General features: G+C 70.0%; 17 protein-coding genes. 6 read left to right on the forward strand and 11 right to left on the reverse strand.

Features of this window, described 5'->3' with window-relative positions; genetic code table 11:
• Positions 1–877, forward strand: an 877-nt coding sequence (locus tag HMPREF0058_RS00820) for a diacylglycerol/lipid kinase family protein (protein WP_006547744.1), incomplete at its 5' end; no start/stop codon positions are given.
• 4 nt (positions 878–881) lie between these two features.
• On the opposite strand, the gene pheA is transcribed toward HMPREF0058_RS00820, so the two are convergent.
• Positions 882–1,844 (reverse strand): prephenate dehydratase, encoded by a 963-nt coding sequence (gene pheA, locus HMPREF0058_RS00825; protein WP_034235274.1) that lies wholly within the window; start codon positions 1,842–1,844, stop codon positions 882–884.
• A 294-nt stretch (positions 1,845–2,138) separates the two neighbouring features.
• Between pheA and HMPREF0058_RS00830 the strand changes: the two genes are divergently transcribed.
• Positions 2,139–4,478 carry a hypothetical protein gene (locus HMPREF0058_RS00830; protein WP_141560440.1) on the forward strand — a complete coding sequence of 780 codons (2,340 nt, stop codon included), beginning with the start codon at positions 2,139–2,141 and terminating at the stop codon, positions 4,476–4,478.
• On the opposite strand, the gene HMPREF0058_RS00835 is transcribed toward HMPREF0058_RS00830, so the two are convergent.
• The 6 genes from HMPREF0058_RS00835 to HMPREF0058_RS00860 form a co-directional block, all read right to left on the reverse strand.
• Positions 4,475–5,359: a glycosyltransferase family 2 protein gene (locus HMPREF0058_RS00835; protein WP_006547747.1), complete on the reverse strand. Its 885-nt coding sequence runs from the start codon at positions 5,357–5,359 to the stop codon at positions 4,475–4,477. The genes HMPREF0058_RS00830 and HMPREF0058_RS00835 overlap by 4 nt on opposite strands.
• Before the next feature lie 162 nt (positions 5,360–5,521).
• On the reverse strand, positions 5,522–6,367 hold the full coding sequence (locus HMPREF0058_RS00840) for an MFS transporter (RefSeq protein WP_006547748.1): 846 nt from the start codon (positions 6,365–6,367) through the stop codon (positions 5,522–5,524).
• 408 nt (positions 6,368–6,775) lie between these two features.
• Complete coding sequence (locus HMPREF0058_RS00845; protein WP_006547749.1) at positions 6,776–7,459, reverse strand: sugar O-acetyltransferase; 684 nt, start codon at positions 7,457–7,459, stop codon at positions 6,776–6,778.
• 955 nt (positions 7,460–8,414) lie between these two features.
• A complete protein-coding gene (locus tag HMPREF0058_RS00850; protein WP_006547750.1) occupies positions 8,415–9,278 on the reverse strand; it encodes an SMP-30/gluconolactonase/LRE family protein in 864 nt (287 codons plus the stop codon).
• Between the two features lie 89 nt (positions 9,279–9,367).
• Positions 9,368–10,237 carry a DUF5926 family protein gene (locus tag HMPREF0058_RS00855; RefSeq protein ID WP_006547751.1) on the reverse strand — a complete coding sequence of 290 codons (870 nt, stop codon included), beginning with the start codon at positions 10,235–10,237 and terminating at the stop codon, positions 9,368–9,370.
• 65 nt (positions 10,238–10,302) lie between these two features.
• Positions 10,303–10,701, reverse strand: a complete 399-nt coding sequence (locus HMPREF0058_RS00860; protein ID WP_006547752.1) for a RidA family protein — start codon at positions 10,699–10,701, stop codon at positions 10,303–10,305.
• Positions 10,702–11,178: 477 nt separating this feature from the next.
• Here HMPREF0058_RS00860 and pgm point away from each other — a divergent pair, with 477 nt between their 5' ends.
• The 3 genes from pgm (at position 11,179) to HMPREF0058_RS00875 (ending at position 14,919) form a co-directional block, all read left to right on the forward strand.
• Positions 11,179–12,858, forward strand: a complete 1,680-nt coding sequence (gene pgm / locus HMPREF0058_RS00865; protein ID WP_006547753.1) for a phosphoglucomutase (alpha-D-glucose-1,6-bisphosphate-dependent) — start codon at positions 11,179–11,181, stop codon at positions 12,856–12,858.
• 174 nt (positions 12,859–13,032) lie between these two features.
• Positions 13,033–13,581, forward strand: coding sequence for a hypothetical protein (locus tag HMPREF0058_RS00870; protein WP_040319463.1), 549 nt, complete (start codon positions 13,033–13,035; stop codon positions 13,579–13,581).
• Between the two features lie 234 nt (positions 13,582–13,815).
• On the forward strand, positions 13,816–14,919 hold the full coding sequence (locus HMPREF0058_RS00875; protein WP_006547755.1) for a YwiC-like family protein: 1,104 nt from the start codon (positions 13,816–13,818) through the stop codon (positions 14,917–14,919).
• 50 nt (positions 14,920–14,969) lie between these two features.
• Here the strand turns inward: HMPREF0058_RS00875 and hisC are convergent, their stop codons facing one another.
• From hisC to HMPREF0058_RS00895, 4 genes are all read right to left on the reverse strand, one after another.
• On the reverse strand, positions 14,970–16,091 hold the full coding sequence (gene hisC / locus HMPREF0058_RS00880; RefSeq protein ID WP_006547756.1) for a histidinol-phosphate transaminase: 1,122 nt from the start codon (positions 16,089–16,091) through the stop codon (positions 14,970–14,972).
• A 42-nt stretch (positions 16,092–16,133) separates the two neighbouring features.
• On the reverse strand, positions 16,134–17,981 hold the full coding sequence (locus HMPREF0058_RS00885) for a hypothetical protein (protein WP_141560441.1): 1,848 nt from the start codon (positions 17,979–17,981) through the stop codon (positions 16,134–16,136).
• Positions 17,978–18,202, reverse strand: a complete 225-nt coding sequence (locus HMPREF0058_RS00890; RefSeq protein WP_006547758.1) for a hypothetical protein — start codon at positions 18,200–18,202, stop codon at positions 17,978–17,980. Before HMPREF0058_RS00890 ends, HMPREF0058_RS00885 begins: the two co-directional genes overlap by 4 nt.
• Before the next feature lie 135 nt (positions 18,203–18,337).
• The gene (locus HMPREF0058_RS00895) at positions 18,338–19,018 is read right to left on the reverse strand and encodes a hypothetical protein (protein WP_006547759.1); all 681 of its coding nucleotides are present in this window, start codon (positions 19,016–19,018) and stop codon (positions 18,338–18,340) included.
• A 114-nt stretch (positions 19,019–19,132) separates the two neighbouring features.
• Between HMPREF0058_RS00895 and HMPREF0058_RS00900 the strand changes: the two genes are divergently transcribed.
• Positions 19,133–19,540, forward strand: coding sequence for a phage holin family protein (locus HMPREF0058_RS00900; protein WP_006547760.1), 408 nt, complete (start codon positions 19,133–19,135; stop codon positions 19,538–19,540).
• Positions 19,541–19,542 lie beyond the last annotated feature (2 nt).

A 19,542-nucleotide genomic window follows, 5' to 3' on the forward strand; every position in this document is an offset into this window, starting at 1 on the left:
CGGCGGGGACGGCACCGTGCGCGCCGTGGCCGCCGGGCTGGCCGGTACCTCCACCGAGCTTGGGATCCTGCCGCTGGGCACCGCCAACCTCGCCGCCCGCAACCTGGGCCTGCCCGTGGGCGATCCGGAGGCGCTCATCACCACCGCAGTGACGGGAACTGCCCACCCCGTGGACCTCGCCTGGGTCTCCATCGACCCCGACGACCCCGTCTCCAGCAAGGACCGCCCCGCCCCCACACAGAGCTGGGCTCGCCCCACCCTCGGCTCGGAGCACGCCTGCCTCGTGGTCACCGGTATCGGTTTTGACGCAGGACTCGTCGCCTCGACCCGGCCCGGGCTCAAGGCCCGCATCAAGTGGGGCGCCTATGCCCTGGCCGCCTTCGAGAACCTCTGGTCCCCGCGCCTTGACATGCTGCTCAGCCTAGACGAGCGCAGCGGTCAGGAGGACTGTCCTGCCGGGCCTCGCGGTGGCCGCCGCCCCTCTCAGGTCCGGCGTCACCACGGCGTGAGCCGCGAGCGCCACCTGGAGCGCCTGACCGCACGCTGCCTGCTCATCAGCAATGGCGGTCGCCTTCCCGCGGGGATCACCCTGCTGCCGCAGGCCACGATGGACGACGGCCTCCTCGACGTCGCCGCTATCGACACCGTCGGCGGGCTGGCCGGCTGGACCTCGCTCGCCCGCCAGGTGCTGCCCCCCTTCGCCGCCCGCTACTCCGATCCTCGCCGTGCACTCGGGCGCGTGGTCCTGCGCCGGGGCCGCGACGTCGTCGTCCGACTGGCTCGCCCGGCGATGGTGGAGGTCGACGGCGAGCTCCTGCCTCCCACGCGCTGGGTCCGCGTGCGCCTGGAGCCCGGAGCCGTCCTCGTCCGCCGCTAGCCGCTCAGACGGTGCGTCCCTCCAGCACGTCCGCCACCCAGGCGCGCGCCACCACGAAGTCCTTGTCACTCGTGCCCGCCGGAACCACGATGGGACGGGCGTCCAGGCGGGGGTAGGAGCCCAGGAAGCGCACCTGCGGGCAGGTGCGGTGCAGGCCGATGAGGGCGGCCTGGACGCGCTCTTCACGAATGTGCCCCTCCACGTCGATGGAGAAGCGGTAGCGTCCGAGCGAGTCACCCACCGGACGAGACTCGATGCGCGAGAGGTTGATCCCACGCGCTGAGAACTGCTCCAGCATGTCCAGCAGCGCGCCGGAGCGGTTGTGGGGCAGCTGGACCTGGAGCGTCGTCTTGTCCGCACCGGTCGGCTCGCTCACCCGCCCGGGACGGGTGACCTTGACGAAGCGGGTGACCGCGCCCGGGTTGTCCGCCACCCCTCCGGCCAGCACCGTCAGCCCGTACTGCTCGGCGGCGAGCGGGTTGCACAGCACAGCCTGGTAGTCCAGGTTCCCCAGCCCCTGCGGCCCGGCTGCCGCCAGAGCCTTGGCCGGGGCCGAGGTCGAGGTCCCGGCCACGTACACGGCCTGCGGCAGGTGGGTGTGCACCCAGCCGCGGCACTGCGCCCAGGCGTGGGGATGGGTGGAGATGCCACGCACCTCCTCCAGCCGCGTCCCCTCCAGACCTGCCAGGACAAAGGTGATAGGCACAGCGACCTCAGCCGCGATGACCAAGGGGGACCCCGCCACGAGGTTGTCCAACGTCGCGTTAACCCCGCCCTCGACGCTGTTCTCAATGGGCACCACAGCCGCGTCCACCGTGCGGTCGCGCACGTGGTCCAGCGCGGTGGGCACGTCCTGGCACGGGTCCAGAGTGATCTGCTGCGGAGCCACCTGCCTCAGGGCCATCTCGCAGAAGGTGCCGGTGGGGCCCAGGAAGGACCAGGTCGCAGCGGTCGTCGAGGTCGTCATAGCGTGAAGGGTATCGAGCATGAGGCCCCAGGCCGTGACAGGTTTGCAGGGTGAGCAGCCCAGCAGCAGGTTCCTTCCCCCAGCACTGGGGCGGCGCCGTCGTCCACAAGCGTCCTTGACCCACCTGGCTGGTTCCGCACATCCCTCGCTTGAGGTGCTTAACAGTCGATCTCCACTATTGCCACAACCGAACCGACTGTTAGCGGCCTGAAGCGACGTTCCTGGTGAGCGCACGCGGAGACGGACCCGGCCGTGCTCCGGGCCTGGAGGTGGGGCGCCCCTATGCTGTCTGGCGTGAGTCCGCATCAGTCACCACGACAACGCTTTGCCCGCAGCGTGGTCTACGCGATCGTGCTCCTGACCGTCATCGGCATGGTGGTGGCGATGGCGGGGTCCGCCTTCGGCCAGGAACGCCGACGCACCCCCGTGGTGGTCCTGGCCACCACCGCCCTGAGCTGGGCCTCCGTCTCCCAGGGCGAGGACAAGGCCTCCCAGGACCTGCTGAGCCTGGCCGCCTCAGGTTCCCCGGCGAATCTCGTGCCCCGCACGGCAGGCACCTGCGAGGCGGACGCCTGGCTGTCGCTCGGGGCGGGTGCTCGCACGCGCGCCACCGAGCCCGGCTCACCGTGCTCATGGCCCTCCGGCTGGGACCAGGCGGCACACGCCTCCGGCGAGGCCGGATACGCCGCTGAGCCCGGGGCCCTGGCAGACGCCCTGTCCTCAGCCGGACTCACCACGGCCGCCGTCGGGCCCGGCGCCGAGCTCGCCCTGACGACCTCCTCCGGCCAGTCCCCGCACTCGGCCGGCTCCCTCACCGAGCTCGGTGAGCTGGCCGAACTCACCATCGTGGACGCCACCCGCCACGGCGCCGAGGCTGCCAGGCAGACCCTGGCGGAGGACCTGGAGTCCCTGGCCGCCTCAGGGGCTCAGGCTCGCGTCGTCGTCGTCTCCCTGACGGGGCCCGGATCTGGGCCTCAGGCACTCGTGCTGTCCTCCGGCTCGACCGGCCTGGACCGCGAGGACGGCGTCCTGACCAGCCCCTCCACCCACCAGGCCGGGCTCGTCCAGCTCACCGACCTCGCCCCCACGTTCCTGTCAGCCCTGGGCGTGGCCGTCCCCACCTCCATGAGTGGCCAGGCGCTGAGCCTGCCGGCCGGCGCCACGGATCTTGGGGCGCTGACGCGCTCGGAGGGCGCCGACGTGCCACAGACCGTCAGCCAGCTCACCGACGACGCCCTGCGCGCCAAGGCCTCGCAGATGACGACGCTACCCGCTGGGCTAACGATCATCGGCGCCGCGGCCGCCCTCGTCCTCGTCGCCGCCTGCACGCTGCGAGGGCCCGCTGGCCGCAAGCACCTGCACGGGGTCGGGGTGGCAGCCACCGTGGTCGGCGCCCTGCCGATGGGAGCCTGGATGGGCATGGCGGTCCCCTGGTGGCGAGTCGGCGCCGACGGCGACCAGCCCAGCTGGGTCGTGGTGCCGACGGCCATACTGACGATGGTCCTCACGGCGATGGTCGGCGTCGGCGTCCTGCACGGGCTAGGCAGCGTCGTCATCTCCGTACGGGACAGGCTCCTGACGGCTCGTCCGCGTCCCCCACGCGCCCCGCGCACGCCGCGAGAGCCAGGGCACGGCCCCGGTCCCCTGGGGGTCCACGGCCTACGCCTGCCTCCCTCTAGCCGCGTGCCCACCCCGCTGTTCTTCACCGCCTACGTCCTGACGGCCTGCGTGGCCGCGCTCATCCTCTCCGACTCCGCGGCGGGCGCGCGCCTGGGCTTCAACGGGATGCTGGGGATGGATGCCGTCGTCGCCGGGCGCTTTTACGGGATGTCAAACACGGCCTTCGCCTTGGCCGCGGCCGCCCTCGTCATCGCTGTGGCAGCGGGGGTCAGCCCCTTCGTCGAGGCTCAGCCCACCCACCGGCTGCGACGTACCGCGGCCTACCTCGGGGTCGGCGTGCCCGGCCTGATCGCCCTGGCGCTTGACGGACTGCCTCAGGCCGGCGCTGACGTAGGCGGTGCCATCGCGATGGCGGCGGCGCTGGCCGCACTGACGGCCGGACTCGTGGGAGGCCGCATCGGCTGGAAGCGGTGGATGACGATCGCCACCGGGGCTCTGACCGCCGCCGGGCTGTTCGGGCTGATCGACCGCTCCCTGGGCTCGCACACGCATATGGGCCAGTTCATCGGCCAGCTCCAGGACGGCACCGCCTCGACCACCATCCTGCGCAAGCTCACGGCTCTGGTGGTGCCCTTCTTCACCAGTCGGCTCGCTCTCCTGGCGCTGGTGGTCGGGGTGATCGCCCTGGTCGGCGCGGGGTGGTGGCTGAGGCGCGAGGTCACGGCGTGGAGGCTCGGCACCAGCGCCTACGCGAGCCTGGTGCGACCTGAGGAGCAGGAAGCCGACCAGAGGCCCACCGAGGACGGCGCCGGCCAGCACGAGGGGGCCGGAACCACGGCTGCCGGCGGGCTTCCACAGTGGCTGACTCCCGCGCTCAAGGGCCTGGGCACACTGGTAGTCGTCGAGGTGGTTGTCAACGACTCCGGCTTGTCCATGGCGTGCCTGTCCCTGGCCTGCGCGGCGCCGCTTCTCGTGGCGCTCGTGGCCACTCAGCTCCAGGCCCGGGTGCGTTAGGCCTCGGGACGCGCCGGGGCGACGCCGTCGGGCTCCCCGGCCTGCAGGTCACTGCCCTGGGCCTTGGGCCCGGGCCAGGCCCGGTAGGCGTGGAAGGGGGACTGGGAGCCGATGAGCTCCTCGTCCAGGGCCTTGACGGGGATCCGGCGGCGGCGCACCTTGCGCGCCGCGATCGCTCGCAGGACATCCTTGTACTGGGCGGCACGGTGCAGCATGCCGGCGCGGTCATTGCCGGTGACGCGGTGGGTGATGTCGCAGGGGACCTCGATGACGGTCAGCCCGGCCACCAGGACGTCGATGCTCAGACCCACCTCGACACCCCAGCCCTCAGCCAGCGGGGCGGCTGCCTCATAGGCCTCGCGGCTCAGGCACCGTTGACCGGACAGCGGAGCCACCGGGGCCCAACCGGTTGCGGCAGCGATCGCCGTACGGGCGGCGCGGACCACGCGACCGCGGCCGCCGGCACCAGCCTGCTTGGGCGGGACAGCGATCGACATGTCGGCGATGCCATCGATCACGGGGGCAACAAGGTCTGCGCAGCAGGCGGCAGAGTCACCCAGGTCGGCGTCGATGAAGAGCAGAAGGCGTGAGGGGCCATCGACGTAGTCACGCATCCCCACGATCGAGGCGCCGGTCTCCATCGCCGAGGCCTTGCCACGCGTGACTGAGTGACGCACCGTGACCGCACCGGCGGCTCGGGCGTGGTCCTGGGTTCCGTCCGTGGAACCGTCATCCACGACCACCACGAGGTCAACGCGCGGAATCGCCCGGCAGGCTCGCACGGTCGCCGCGATGCGCTCGGCCTCGTCCTTCGCGGGGATGACGACGGCGACCCTCTGCTCGGCACGCTGGTCTGGATGCGCCTGCTGAGGCATCGACATAGTCACGGCACAAGAGTAACGACATCGTCCCCCTCACGGCGCGATCACAGCACGGTGAGAGGGACGACGTCTGCTCGGCGTGAGCCCCGGCGTGAGAGCCAGCTAGTCCAGGACGCTGCCCGGCGCCCCGGCCTCCACTGCGACGGCCTCAGCCTCGCGCACCTAGACCCGGGTGCGCTCGCGCGCGGTGTCCTGGCTCGTCTCCGTCTCCAGCAAGCGGGTGACCGAGGCGTTGACGCCCAGCTCGACGTCGGCCCCGGCAGCCAGCAGCGCACCGCCCCGCTCAAGACCGAGGATGAGACCCACGAAGGCAAGGGTAAGCAGGACAACCTGCCCCCAGGACAGGGCGATCTTCTCCGTGGGGCGAGCCTGCTGGATCGAGCGGGCTCCGACCACGAAGGAGGCCAGGATGAGAGGCAGGGTGATGGCGAAAACCACTCGCCAGCTCGCCACCTCTCCGATGACGCCGCCCACGATCGGACCGACGGCCGGGGCCACGCCCAGAGTCAGGCCTCCGACTCCCATGAGCGCCCCAAACTTGGTGCGAGGTGCCTGGGTGAGGATGATCGTGAACATGAGCGGCGTGATGATGCCGGTGCCCACGCCCTGAAGAAGACGCCCTGCCAGCAGCACCGGGAAAGTGGGGGCGGCCAGGGCGATGACGGAGCCGGCCGCCACGGCGGCGACGGCCGCGAAGAACAGGGACCTGGCCGTGAAACGGCGCTGGAGGTAGCTCGACAGCGGCATGATGATCGCGACCACCAGGAGGTAGCCACTGGTGAGCCACTGCACCTGCGAGGTCCCCACCCCGAAGGCCTCCATGAGGGCCGGGAAGAGGACGGAGACGACGGTCTCTAGGAACAGGCCGAGGAAGGCCAGGACAGCCGTGGCAAAGATGGAGCCGGCCAGGGCCGGGCTGACTGTCTCAGCGTCGCGGGGGTCAGGCAGGACGAAGACATCCTGCGCTCCAGGCACGTCGCTGGCTGGGCGGGAGGAGGCGTGGGACACGCGGGGAACCTTTCAGTGACACACCGACCAGCGCTTGCCCGCGCGAGAGCGTCACACCCACCGCGCGTCATACGTCGGTGTGTGATCGCTGGACGTGACCGTAGCCGGAACATCCACAGCCTCGTAAGCGAGGACTTCTGCGGGATGGTCAATAGCGGTGCCGCCCAGGTCACTCGAGGACACCGCGAGGGGCGAGGGCGCGTCTGCCTATCGAGCGTCAGAGGACTTCTGTCCCGTCTGACCAATGCAAGAAACGACAGAAAAAGATGACAGTCCTCTGTGAACGCTCATTCACCTGACATCGCCTCAGCGATCAGAGAGGGTTGTGGAAAGGAGCCCGTCAATGACGCCGGGTTCCACCTTCCCGTCCCTGAGAGGTATCCCTACCGCCACCCGAGACACCATGTCTCACAGGCTGCGCGGCGGCTTGTAGGCAGTCTCCTCCCCCGGGGTGATGGTGCGGATGACGCGGGCTGGTAGACCGCCAACCACCGTCATTGGCGGCACGTTCGAGCTGACCACCGCGCCAGCCGCGATGACCGACCCGTAGCCGATGTGCACACCGGGCAGGATGGTGGTGTTCGCGCCCACCCATACATCGTCCTCGATGGTGACGACGGCAGAGAACTGCGCGCCCGTGCTGCGAAGCTCAGGGTCAATCGGGTGACCGGCCGTGGCTACCGTGACATGGGGACCGAAGAGGACACGTTTGCCAATATGGATAGCGGCGTCGTCGATCAGCGTGGTGCCGGTATTGAACCAGCACCCCTCCCCGATGGTGGTGTGGGAGCCGTACGCGCAATAGATCGGCGTCTCCAGCCAGGCTCCGTCCCCGAAGGAGGCGAAGAGCTCACGGGCAAGAGCCGCGCGCCCTTCAGGGTCGCGGATCGAGGTGGCGTTGTAACGCTCGACCAGCTCCTTGCCCCGATTACGTTCCTCCTCCAGGGCCTCCCGGCCGGGGCCGAAGTCCGTGTAGAGCTCGCCGGTGTCCAGCCTTCGCCGAGTCTCGGTCTCATTAAAGACGTAGGGGTTGTGGATCTCGTGTGCGGCGCCGGTCGCTGCGGTGGGGCCGACAGATGTGGTCTCGTCCATGAGGAGATCTTGCCAAAGAGCACCGACACAAACCCCGGATGCCACCAGGAGCCACCCACCGACGGACACGTCAGCAGGAACATGGAGGCATTTCCCAGGCTTTGGAGGGGTGTTCCTTCAGGGTGGGCGGGTTACATGGTCACTGCCGCCGGACGGAACGGGTCGCGAGGGTTGGGGAGCCTGATGACCGACCCGCCTCCGAGACAGCCACGGGTCTTAGGGAGCCCGAAGCCGTCGCTCCGGCGAGGGAGTGGTTCCCGGGCGGGGTTTGGGAAGCCCGCCGACAGGTCGGGCCACTCGTTGACGAAGGCCCTCGGGCCCGGGAGAGACAACCCGGGAACCGGGGGCTTCGTCATGCCCCGGATCCCGTAGGCCCCCGCGTCCCGCATGCCCCCGTACAGCCTTCACTCACCCCGCACGCCCCGTCGCTTTAGGCCGGTAACAGTCGGTTCGGTTGCGGCGGGCATGGGATCCGACTGTTGAGGGCCTAAGGCGATGGGGCGAGGGTGGATCCAGACTGTCGCTTTAGGCCGCGAACAGTCGATTCGGTTGTGGCAAGCGTGGGAGCCGACTGTTAAAGACCTAAAGCGACGGGGAAAGGAAGCCGACAACACCCCTCACAAAAGGCGTGTACCGCCGTCAGCCCCGGCCGCTTCGCGGTTCCTAGAGACTTTCCAGGCAACCACCCCGTGTTCCTTCAGGATGACCGGGTTATATACGAGTCACCGCCGGACGGAACGGGTCGCGAGGGTTGGGGAGCCTGACGACCGATCCGCCTCCGAGACAGCCACAGGTCTTAGGGAGCCCAAGGCAGTCGCTCCGGCGAAGGAGGACGCTCCCCCGGAGTTGGGATGCCGGGTGCGGAGCCCTCACGAGGCTTGGGCCCGTGGGTCCGGGAGAGACAACCCGGCCCACGGGCCAAGTCACGTCGTCAGACTCATCACAAGCCGTGAGCTCACCCCTTGAAGGCCAGCGGCTCCAGACCCTGTACTCCAGGCTCCACGGCGTAGACGCTGCCGGAGGCCGGCTCGACGTCGTCAGGCAGGTTCTCGCGCGAGGTCGTGATGTACAGCGTGCCCAGGTCGGGACCACCGAAGGTACAGGCCGTCACCTTCGACACCGGCACCTCGATCACCTCACTGAGTCGACCGTCCTCGTCAAAGCGCCACACAGCGCTGCCCCGGTGCATGGCGACCCACACCCCACCCTCAGCGTCCACGGTCAGCCCGTCCGGGTGCCCCTGCTCAGCCGGGATCTCCACGAAGGTGCGAGGCTCGACCAGCCCGGCCTCGGCGTCGTAGTCAAAGACGGTCACCCGCCCGGTGGGGGTGTCGATCCAGTAACCGCGCGAACCGTCCGGGCTGAAGCCCAGGCCGTTGGCGATCGTGGCTCCGCCCCAGGCAGGCACCGGCTCGCCGGCGCCGTCCCAGCGATAGACCGCGGCAGCCCCCTCCACGCGCTCGTAGGACATGGTCCCGATCCAGAAGCGCCCGTCAGGGTCGCATCCGCCCTCATTCGTGCGGATCGTCGGGTCGGAGTACAGCTCAACGGCCTGCGTCAGGTCGCTCAGGTCCTCGGCGCGCCCGACGGCGATCCCCCGCTCCGTGGCCACAACCGCGCCCCCGTCCACACGCGGGCGGATGACGCTGGCGACCTTCGAGGGCACGTCCAGACGGCGGTAACCGCCCTCGGCGGCCTCGTCCAGCTCGATGACGCTGCCGGCCAGCATGTCGACAAAGCGCAGCCGGCCCGTCGCCGGCCACCACACCGGTCCCTCGCCGTGGTAGGAGACCGAGTCCGTGATGCGCTGTGCCTTCATGGCTCCACCGTACCCGCAGGCAACGACGCCGTCGCGTGCGCACGATCAGCACACGCGACGGCGTCGCTCACGAGGTCCGGCGCCTCGGCTCAGAGGTTGACCTGGCGCGAGATGATGCCGGCCTTGGCCCGGCGAGCCGCCGCGTCCAGCGGCCCCTGGGCAGCCAGCGCCGCCTCCAGCCGCGCGGCCATCTCCTGCATCGGGGCGGTGAGCTCCTCAGCCTCGGTCCCCGGAACCAGCTCCCACACGGGGATGGCCAGGCCACAGGCACGGAAGGCGCCGATGAAGCGGGCCCCTTCCTCCAGGTCGGACTCGCGCGCGGCGTGCACGCGGGCGAAGGCGTTGAAGAACTCGTCCTCGTCCTCCCCACGCACCCAGCGCACGAACTCCTTGCCACCCATGCGGAACCAGTAGGCGTGCTCCACGCCCGGCACCGCCTTGGCCTGGGCGATCTCGCCCTTGGCCTCCTCCAGCTGGCGCTGGGCCTGCGGGTCCTTGGCGGCCTCGGCGTCGAGCCAGAAGTCGAAGGTCTCGCGCACGCTGACCTGCGGGGCGAAGTTCAGGTCCACGATGTCCTGCAGGCGCTCACCCGGCTCAGGCAACCCGTTGACGGCCAACCCGTGCCCCTCCTCCAGGTCCAGGGCCTCCAGGAGGGCAGCGGCCACGTCACGGCTGGCGTCACCCGAGTGAAGGGTCGTCTGCAGCGCCACCAGGACCTCGCCGTCGGCACGCTTGAGCGCCTGAGCGAGCTCGGGCAGGAGGGTGACCAGCTGGACCGTGCGTCCGCCGTGGGCCTCGTTGAGCTTCACGGTGGCGGTCGCCGCCGGGAGGATCTGCATCATGGCGACGAGGTCCTCTTCGCCGGGCAGCCCCTCGAAGGGACGGGCGACGTAAGCGATCTTCTGCTTCTTGGGCGTTGCGTCGGCGGCCTTGCGCGCCTGGCGCTTCTTCTTCGACATAGCGTCAGGGTAACGGTCTGGCCCGGCCTGTCCCGGCCGACGCGGCGGTCCCGGCCAACAGACGGTCAGGGACGCACGGCGACGGCCTCGATCTCCACCCCGGCGCCCTTGGGCAGGGCCGCCACCTGGAAGGCCGCGCGCGCCGGCAGCACCGGCCCGGTGAAGAAGCGGGAGTAGACCTCGTTGACCGGGACGAAGTCATTGATGTCAGCCAGCAGCACGGTGGTCTTGACGACGTGCTCGTAGCCCAGTCCCGCGGCCGCGAGGATCTCACCGACGCTGGTGAGCACGCGCTCGGCCTGAGCCTGGATGTCCCCGTCCACCAGCGTCCCGGTAGCGGGGTCGAGCGGGATCTGGCCGGAGACGTAGACGGTGGAGCCGGCGCCCTCACCAGTCGAGACAGCCTGGGAATACGGGCCGACGGCGGCCGGAGCCTTGGGCGTGGAGATGGCGGTTGCGGTCATGGGCAGTCCTTCCGACGGGCGGACACCAGCGCACCGCCCCACTACTGTGACAGCACCACGATAGGCGCGTGACCCAGGAGGACCGCCGTGCGACGCCCCGCCATCCCGTCACCTGAGACCCTCGCCAGACGCGCCGCCGCCAGCACCACCCCGGCAGACCGGCGGACCTCTCCCTGTTCCTGTCCGGCGCCCAGGAGCGTGAGGTGCTCGACGCCGTAGCTCAGCCCGAGCCGGCGACGGCCGGCTCACGCAGGCCGAGGTGTGGCTGGCCGAGCGGCCCAACCGTCTGGCAGCCTTCCTCGCCTTCGCCGCTGACCTTGTGTCCGCCGCTCCCTAAGGAGCCGCTGAGCGCCGCGGGTGGCTGTCAGGCCGAAGTACCCGGCCAGCCGGCGGTTTTCCTCCCTAGGCTGAGCCGCCGTCGTCCATCTTTCGGGACAATGAGCGGACAGCGCTGATCGGGCGTGCCACACTCGACGCATGCACCCACGAGCTGGACAACCTGCACGTCCCGAAGACCTGATCGACGTCGATGAGGTCGTCAACGCCTACTACGACCTCGTCCCGGACCCTGCTGTGCCTGAGCAGCGCGTGGTCTTCGGCACCTCCGGTCACCGCGGCTCCTCCCTGGACACCGCTTTCAACGAGGCCCACATCATCGCCACCACGGCCGCCATCGTGGAGTACCGCCGCACCCAGGGCACCGACGGCGTGCTCTACATCGGCCGAGACACCCACGCCCTGTCTGAGCCGGCCTGGCGCACCGCGATCGAGGTGCTCACCGGCGCGGGCGTGACCACCGCCGTCGACGCCCGCGGCGCCTACACACCCACTCCAGCCGTCTCGCACTCGATCCTGCTGGCTAACGGCGCCGGCACCGAGTCCGGCGTGCGCACCAGCGGCCCGGGCCTGGCCGACGGCATCGTCGTCACCCCGTCCCACAATCCCCCGCGCGACGGCGGCTTCAAGTACAACCCCCCGCACGGCGGGCCGGCCGACTCTGACGCGACCAGCTGGATCGCCGCCCGAGCCAATGAGCTGCTCGCTGACGGATGGGACCGCGTCAAGCGCGTGCCCATCGCCGAGGCACTGGACTCCAACTACGTCATCAAGCACGACTACCTGGAGTCCTACGTCGCGGACCTGGAGAACGTCATTGACGTTGAGGCGATCCGCGAGGCGGGCGTGCGTATCGGCGCCGACCCGCTGGGCGGGGCCTCGGTGGACTACTGGGGCGCGATCGCCGAGCGCTACGGCCTGGACCTCACGGTGGTCAACCCCACCGTGGACCCTGCCTGGAGCTTCATGACCCTGGACTGGGACGGCAAGATCCGTATGGACTGCTCCTCCCCCAACGCCATGGCCTCCCTGCGCGCCGTCATGACGCCGGACGCTGACGGCAAGACGCCTTACGACGTCGCCACCGGCAATGACGCGGACTCCGACCGCCACGGCATCGTCACCCCCGACGGCCTGATGAACCCCAACCACTACCTGGCCGTGGCGATCGAGTACCTCTTCACTCACCGTCCCCAGTGGCCTGCCACGGCGGCCGTGGGCAAGACCCTGGTCTCCTCCAGCCTCATTGACCGCGTCGTGGCCGCGATGGGACGCACGCTGGTCGAGGTGCCGGTGGGCTTCAAGCACTTCGTTCCCGGCCTCATCGACGGCTCGGTGGGCTTCGGTGGCGAGGAGAGCGCGGGAGCCTCCTTCCTGCGCAAGAACGGCACGGTGTGGTCCACGGACAAGGACGGCATCATCCTGGCGCTGCTGGCCAGCGAGATCATTGCCGTCACAGGCAAGACCCCCTCGCAGCTGCACGAGGAGCAGGTGGAGCGCTTCGGCGCCTCGGCCTACGCACGTATCGACGCCGCAGCCACCAAGGCTGAGAAGGCTAAGCTCGCTGCCCTGTCCCCCGAGGACGTTACGGCCACCGAGCTGGCCGGCGAGCCCATCGTGGACCGGCTGGTACGGGCGCCTGGCAATGACGCTCCGATCGGCGGTCTCAAGGTGACCACCGAGAACGCCTGGTTCGCGGCGCGTCCCTCTGGCACTGAGGACGTCTACAAGATCTACGCCGAGTCCTTCAAGGGGGCCGAGCACCTGGCTCAGGTCCAGGAGAAGGCCAAGAAGGTCGTGGCTGCGGCGCTGGCCGGCTGAGCCGGCGTAGGCCCTTCCCTCACTTGCGTCGTTTCAGGCCCTGAACAGTCGATTCCCATGCGCACAGCAGCGCAATCGACTGTTCAGGGCCTGAAACGACGCAGTTGACATTCCCCCCCCCCATCTAGGGCGTCAGAGATCATATTTCCCTGTTCTCTCACACCTGGAGATCCCATGAAGCGCACTGTCGCAGCCTCATTCGCTGCCATCGCCCTCGCCGCCTCCCTGACTGCCTGCGGCTCCGGCTCCGACTCGACCACAACCGCTGAGTCGACGGCGGCCGAGGCCACTGCCGTTGCCACCACCGAGCAGACGCAGGAGGCCACGGACACCGACCAGGCCGAGGGCACGCCCGTCCACGTGACCACCGTCGCCAGTGTCACGGCCCCCGAGGGCTTCACCGACGTCGGCGCCCAGAGCGGCGAGGGCGCGATCGGCTTCGTCAGCGCTGACGGCATGCGCACGATCGTCATCTCGGCCCAGACCAGCAGCGAGGACGTGGAGGCCGCCGTGGCCGCCCTGTTCGCCACCGGTGGCATGGTCGGCCAGACCCAGGTGCAAAGCGGCGCCACCACCGCCTTCGCCGAGACCGGCTCGGTCACGGTGGACGGCGAGACCGGAGCGAGCTACTCCAGCACCTCCTCTGACGAGAGCACCGGGATGTCCGCGGCCACCCGTGGCGCCTACGTCAGCCACAACGGCACGCTGGTCTTCATCGGTTAGACCGTCCTCAACCTCTCCGGCGCGGCCGAGGTGAGCGAGGCGGACTTCCAGACGCTCCTGAGCTCGATCACCTGGAAGTGACGCACCTCTGACCACTGGTCAGACCACCTGAGGGACACGTCCTGAACCTCAGCAGCATGACGAGGTGGGGAGCCGTGCGTGGCATGGCTCCCCACCTCGCTGTCTCGGCCCACGCTCACCGATGCCTGGCCCAGGCCCAGTTAGGGTAATTCCATGACTCAGCAGCGTCCTTCCCGGCCCCATGAGTACGACGGCGCCGCCAGCCCGGAGCCCGAGGAGATCGTGGCTGACGAGCAGCCCGCTGAGCAGGCCGAGGACGGACGCCGTCCCTCCCCCATTCCCTCCCACCAGTCCCGTCCCGGGCCGGAGGACGACATCATGCTGGCCACGGGCCGCCCGCGCGGAGCCGGTGAGCCCACCCCCGTGCGCGAGCGGGTCGAGGCCGCCAAGGAACGCCAGGAGCAGATCCGTCGCCAGCCCGGCCGCAAGGCCTGGATCCCCAACCAGCACGGCGCCTGGTCGATGCTGGTCCTACCGCCGCTGGTCGGCTGGGTGGTCGGCGGCGTGAGCTGGAAGAACCTTCTGCTCCTGCCTGCCTGGTGGAGCGCGTACCTGACCTACTGGGCGTGGTCGCAGTGGCTGCGGACCCGCTCGCCGCGCCGTCGCGCTCTCATCCTCGTCCCGCTTCTCGCCTACACGGCCGCCACTGCCATGCTCGGGCTCATCACCCTGGCCGCGGCTCCCTACCTGCTGCAGTTCGCGGTCCCCCTGGCGCCGCTGTTCGCCATCGCGTTGTGGGAGGTGTGGTCCGGGCGCGAGCGCTCGCTGCTGTCAGGACTGTCGACGACGGCGGCCGCCAGCATCATGGCCGCCGTCACCTACTCGCTGGCAGTGGGTGGCGCAGGCGGTTTCCTGGGCACCGGCGCCACCAGCTCGCCACTGCCTGGGTCCAGCCCCAACGGCGAACTCGTGGGGTGGTCATGGATGTGGGTCGTCACGGCACTGACGGCCGCCTACTTCTGCGGCACGGTTCCGTATATCAAGGCCATGATCCGCGAGCGATTCAACAACCGGCTGCTGGCTGGCACAGTGGCCTGGCACGCCGCAGTCGCGCTGCTCACGCTCGTAGGAGCGGGCACCGGATACCTGCCGTGGGCCCACGCGGCGCTGTGGGTGCTGCTTGCGGTGCGGTCCTTCGCCATGGTCCGCTGGCAGTGGAGCCTCGTGCGGCGCACGCACAAGGGCCTGCGGCCAGGCACGATGGGAGTCGTCGAACTGGCCTTCTGCCTCGCCTTCCTCATCACGATCGCGAGCTAAGGACCCTCAGCTCTCCCTGAGCGAGCGTGAGGGTTCTGTAGCACCGCCCGTTAGCCCCGCGGGCCGTCCCAGCTCCTGGCGGCTGCCAGAACCCGGTCGTTGTCCTCAGGCAAGCCGATGCTCACGCGCACGCCCTCACCAGCAAAGGGCCGCACCAGGATCCCCGCGGCCTTGAAGTGCTCGGCGAGCTGCGCCGTCGCCTCGGCAACCCCGAGCCAGAAGAAGTTGCCCTGCGCCTGGGGCACAACCCATCCATCCTCGCGCAGCGCCGCTACCACACGGTCACGCTCAGCGGCCACCAGGCCTGCTCGCCGGGCAGTCTCGGCCAGCGCCTTCGGCTCCAGGGCGGCGATCGCCGCAGCCTGCGCAGGCAGGTTGACGCCGAAAGGCGTGGCCACGCTGCGCACCGCGCTCGCGATGTCCGGCTGCGCCACGAGGTATCCCACGCGCATGCCAGCCAGTGCGTGCGCCTTGGAGAAGGTCCTGGAGACCACCAGGTTCGGGTAAGCCTCCAGCAGCTCCATCGCGTCGCCCACCGCCGGGTCGGTGACGAAGTCGAGATAGGCCTCGTCCACCAGCACCAGGACGCTGGCAGGCACGCCGTCAAGCAGGGCGCACAGCTCGCGACGCGTGAGCGCGGAACCTGTGGGGTTGTTCGGGGTACAGGCCATCACCACCCGGGTGCGCTTAGTCAGCGCCGCGATCATTGCGGGCACGTCATGGCGCCCGTCAGGCGTGAGCGCGACCTTGACCGCCCTCGCACCGGCGACGGCGATACAGATGGGGTAGGCCTCGAAAGAGCGCCACGGCAGGACGACGTCGTCCCCCTCGTCACACACGGTGTCCAGCAGGTGCTGGATGAGCGCCACCGAGCCGTTGCCAACGACCACCTGAGCCGGATCAACTGCGTACCGACCGGCCAGCGCCTCCACCAGGGCCTCCCCCGTCATCTCGGGGTAGCGGTTGACCGTGCTCGCGGCCGCGGTCAGCGCCTTCAGCACCGGCTCCTGGACGGGGTAGGGCAGCTCGTTGGAGGAGAGCTTGGCAACCTGCTGGCTTCCGGGGCGAGCTCCCGGAACGTATGCCGGAAGGGTGGCAACGGCCTGGCGGATGTGGACGGACGTCGTCATGCCCTGGGAGGCTGCGGGGCCGGCCGGCTGGGAAGCGCTCATGCGGGCATCCTCGCACCGACCAGCTCCGGCCCGCAGCGTCGGTCACCTACCGACCGCCGCTCCAGGCTGCTCCTGATCGGTCAGCCGCTCGACGTCGAAGACCACCTCGCTGGTCACCGCCCCCTCCTCCCCGGCGCCGGTGATACCGCGCAGCTGACGGGCCCAGTCCTCCAGCGCGGGGTCGGCAGGCATTCCCTCCAGCGCCTGGGCGTAGACGAGGGAGCCATGCGGGTAGCCCTCCAGGTTGGTGCCGGTCGTGTCGATCCGCAGCGTGAGGCGAGCCGGGCCCACGGGATTGGCCCGGGCGTCAAGGGCCGAGACGGCATCGGCACCGTTCTCGACGTGCAGGGTCCGCACCGTCTCAGGGACGGCAGCGCCGGCTACAGGCCCTCCCACGGTGAGCAGGGTGGTGACGGTGAAACGCTGCGCCACGGCCGGGTCAGCCGCCAGGTTCGAGGCCGTGATCGCGCCCTGGGAGTGCCCGTAGAGCGCCACCGGGTCCTCGGGCGCGACTCCGGCGGCCCGCATGGCGCTGACGACGGCGCTCTCCATATCCGTAGGCATGCGGGCCACCGCCTCCAGGTTGGTCAGCATGTCTTGGGGATTCGGCCCACCCATGCCCCAGTTCGTCGTCCCCGGCACGACGACGAGCCAGGATCGTGTGCCGTCAACATGGTCAGTGCGCACGAGTGAGATGACGCCTGTGGTCTGGTCAGAGTCGGACTGCTTCAGCCCGTCGGAGTAGCGCATGACGTCGCTGGGCGTCGCCAGGGGGCTCAGGCACCGCCCCTCGCTCCCCGACCAGGCGACAGCCAGGGGAGCCACGGCGGTCCCCAGCCCGAGCGGATCGCGCAGCGCCGCCGGCACGGTGAAGGGAGATCCGCCGTGGGGCGTCAGCCGCAGACCCGTGCGCTCGCCGAAGCGCCGTCGACCAGCCTCGGCCGAGCGCATCGCGAGGTAGGCCGTCACCCGCTGCATCGGGGTCAGGCTCGCGGCCGGCACGATCTGGCTACCCACCGCCAGATCCCGAGGGAGCCTGGCGGAGATGACCGGGTCCAGCCGGTCGGCAGCCTGGGACAGATATGCCTCCAGACGTGCAGCCTCCTGACTAGTACCCGCACGGACAGCCTGGGCCCCCAGGACGAGGATCGCCAGGAGATCGGTGCGCACCCACTGCGCCAGGTCCGCGTCCGACAGGACAATGAGGAGGTCAGCCAGGCCGTCCTTGACCGTTCCCTCCGGAGCCTCGTTGACCAGGTCCTGGAGCCCGTGGAACACGGTGTCATCCATGAGCTCACGCAGCCGCGGACTGGCTGCCAGCAACCGCGCCAGGCTCAGCGCCAGGCTCGTCCCGCCCCCGAGGGCCTGGACGAGCGAGACGTTGTGGAGGATCTGCACCGAGGTCTGCCAGCTCGTCGCGTTCCTGGCCTCCGCGTTCTGGTAGGCCTCGGCGCTCGCCAGCACGTCCGTGCTCAGCGTCTGGAGGAGCTCGGCGACCTGCGCCACCGATCCGGGGCCCGTGCGCAGCGCGTCCGCCGCCTGGATCGCCTGGGCGCGCTGCCACTCGGCCGCCATGGGGTCTGCCGCAAGGTCCCAGGGTGTCAGCTCATAGGCAAAGGGGTGGGAGCCAGCCTCAATCTGGGCGTGCGCCGCGCCCAGGTGCCTGGCGGCCTCGTCCAGCAGCCCGGCGCCACCCGAGAGCTGCGCGGCCAGGGTATCCAGGTCGTGTAGGTCCACGCGGAAGCCTCCCCCGAAGAGCACGGCGCGGACCTGGCCACCAGCCGGTAGGGACCAGCTCATCGCACGTGCCGCCGTGTCGTCGGGCAGCGGCGTTACGCCTGGTGCTGGATCGGCTTCCAGCCGCTGGCCCTGCACTTCTGCCGTGGTCATGACGCCACGCACTGGAGCAGGGGATCGTCGACGGCGGCCGCGGCGGTACGGGCCTGCTCCAGACGTGCAGACAGATCAGTCAGGAGCAGGCGCAGCTCATCCAGCCTCGTCTGGCAGGCCGTCGCGGCTGGACCGCTCCAGCTGGTGGGAACCGTCGTGGGCACGTGGGCGGCGGCGCTGGCAACAGCCTCCTGCGCCAGCACGAGTGAGAGAAGGTCCATGACCTGACGCTAGGCCGTACCGGCGCACGCCCGCTCGCCACCTGTGGACGGACACTCTCGGGGGTGTCACGGCACTCGCCTGTGGAGCCCGAGCGGGGTGGAACGGTGCGGCATCTCGTCTCCGAGCGCATGCGCTCAGGCGCACTCGCCCCGGTCCCTGCGTCGACCAGCCCTGATCGCTAGGAGCCCCAGGAGGTCCGTGACGATCGCCAGCGCCAGGACCCACCACCACGGATTGATCCACTGGGTGCTCAGCACCGCCAAGGTCAGGCAGACGACGGCGAGGAGGCCGGCGAGCTGAGCGGCCGGTGCCAGCCATCGCGGCGCCGTCGACGGCACCTCGCAGGCCAGGACCCCGGCCACGGCCGTGGTCATCGCGACTGCTGCCGCCAGCGCGCCCGCCTCCAGCGGGTGCTCGGAGCCTCTGAGCGCGCCCATCACCCACACCGCCAGGCCCAGGGCGCTGCACACCAGGTCCGCCACGAGCACGAGCATGGTGGTGTACGCCCCCGCCCGCAACGGGGCCGGCGAGTCAGCCTGCCCCAGCCGACGGCGGGCGCCGCCGCAACGCAACGCGTAGGCATATCCCACCAACGCCAGGAGGATGGCCTGCGGGAGTCCGAGCCCGAGCGGATCGGCGTCCCAGATGAGCGCGAGCAGGACGAGAGCCATCACCAGGTAGACCAGCTCGCCCAGGAGGACGGGACGTGCGCGTTCAGCCACCGGCACCAGGTCATTGATCCACTGGGGGACCTCGATCTCCTCACCTGCCGGAGCAGCCTGGGAAGAGCCGTCCTTGGGCGCGGGATCGTTCATGGGAGCAGTCTCGCACCTGCCCGGTGCGGCTGACGAGCAGCCTGCTAGGGGTGGCGCCGACGCCGTCGGCATGCTCCTCAGCGTTTCCCAAGGCGTCGATGGGACACTGCCCTCATGGAACTCGTGGCACGCACCCTGGGAAACGCAGCCGGCCTGTGGCTGGCGGTGGCAGTCGTCGGGGGCCTGAGCGTCCCGGGCTCCCCCTCCACCGGCATGGCCGTGGTCAACTTCCTCGTCGTCGCTCTGGTGCTCGCGCTGGTCAATTCCGTGGTCAAGCCGGTGGCGCGATTCGTCGCCTTCCCCCTCTACATCATCACCTTCGGGCTCTTCGCCCTGGTGGTGAACGGCCTCATGCTCGTCCTGACCTCCCACGTGACGGACTGGCTTGCACGTGTGGTCAGCTCTGGCGCGCCGCTGGGCCTGCACGTGGCCGGCTTCGGCTCGGCGGTCCTGGGCTCGGTCATCGTCTCGATCGCCTCGGCCATTATGGTGGGCCTGCTAGGCCCGCACGAGGAGCGCTGAGC

Source organism: Actinomyces urogenitalis DSM 15434 (genome assembly GCF_000159035.1).
Lineage (GTDB): Bacteria > Actinomycetota > Actinomycetes > Actinomycetales > Actinomycetaceae > Actinomyces > Actinomyces urogenitalis.

Excerpts from the sequence above, each read along its gene's own strand:
- pheA (WP_034235274.1), bottom strand. The coding sequence starts at position 1,844 with ATGACGACCTCGACGACCGCTGCGACCTGGTCCTTCCTGGGCCCCACC.
- HMPREF0058_RS00835 (WP_006547747.1), bottom strand. The coding sequence starts at position 5,359 with ATGTCGATGCCTCAGCAGGCGCATCCAGACCAGCGTGCCGAGCAGAGG.
- HMPREF0058_RS00845 (WP_006547749.1), bottom strand. The coding sequence starts at position 7,459 with ATGGACGAGACCACATCTGTCGGCCCCACCGCAGCGACCGGCGCCGCA.
- HMPREF0058_RS00850 (WP_006547750.1), bottom strand. The coding sequence starts at position 9,278 with ATGAAGGCACAGCGCATCACGGACTCGGTCTCCTACCACGGCGAGGGA.
- HMPREF0058_RS00855 (WP_006547751.1), bottom strand. The coding sequence starts at position 10,237 with ATGTCGAAGAAGAAGCGCCAGGCGCGCAAGGCCGCCGACGCAACGCCC.
- HMPREF0058_RS00860 (WP_006547752.1), bottom strand. The coding sequence starts at position 10,701 with ATGACCGCAACCGCCATCTCCACGCCCAAGGCTCCGGCCGCCGTCGGC.
- pgm (WP_006547753.1), top strand. The coding sequence starts at position 11,179 with ATGCACCCACGAGCTGGACAACCTGCACGTCCCGAAGACCTGATCGAC.
- HMPREF0058_RS00870 (WP_040319463.1), top strand. The coding sequence starts at position 13,033 with ATGAAGCGCACTGTCGCAGCCTCATTCGCTGCCATCGCCCTCGCCGCC.
- HMPREF0058_RS00875 (WP_006547755.1), top strand. The coding sequence starts at position 13,816 with ATGACTCAGCAGCGTCCTTCCCGGCCCCATGAGTACGACGGCGCCGCC.
- hisC (WP_006547756.1), bottom strand. The coding sequence starts at position 16,091 with ATGAGCGCTTCCCAGCCGGCCGGCCCCGCAGCCTCCCAGGGCATGACG.
- HMPREF0058_RS00885 (WP_141560441.1), bottom strand. The coding sequence starts at position 17,981 with ATGACCACGGCAGAAGTGCAGGGCCAGCGGCTGGAAGCCGATCCAGCA.
- HMPREF0058_RS00890 (WP_006547758.1), bottom strand. The coding sequence starts at position 18,202 with ATGGACCTTCTCTCACTCGTGCTGGCGCAGGAGGCTGTTGCCAGCGCC.
- HMPREF0058_RS00895 (WP_006547759.1), bottom strand. The coding sequence starts at position 19,018 with ATGAACGATCCCGCGCCCAAGGACGGCTCTTCCCAGGCTGCTCCGGCA.
- HMPREF0058_RS00900 (WP_006547760.1), top strand. The coding sequence starts at position 19,133 with ATGGAACTCGTGGCACGCACCCTGGGAAACGCAGCCGGCCTGTGGCTG.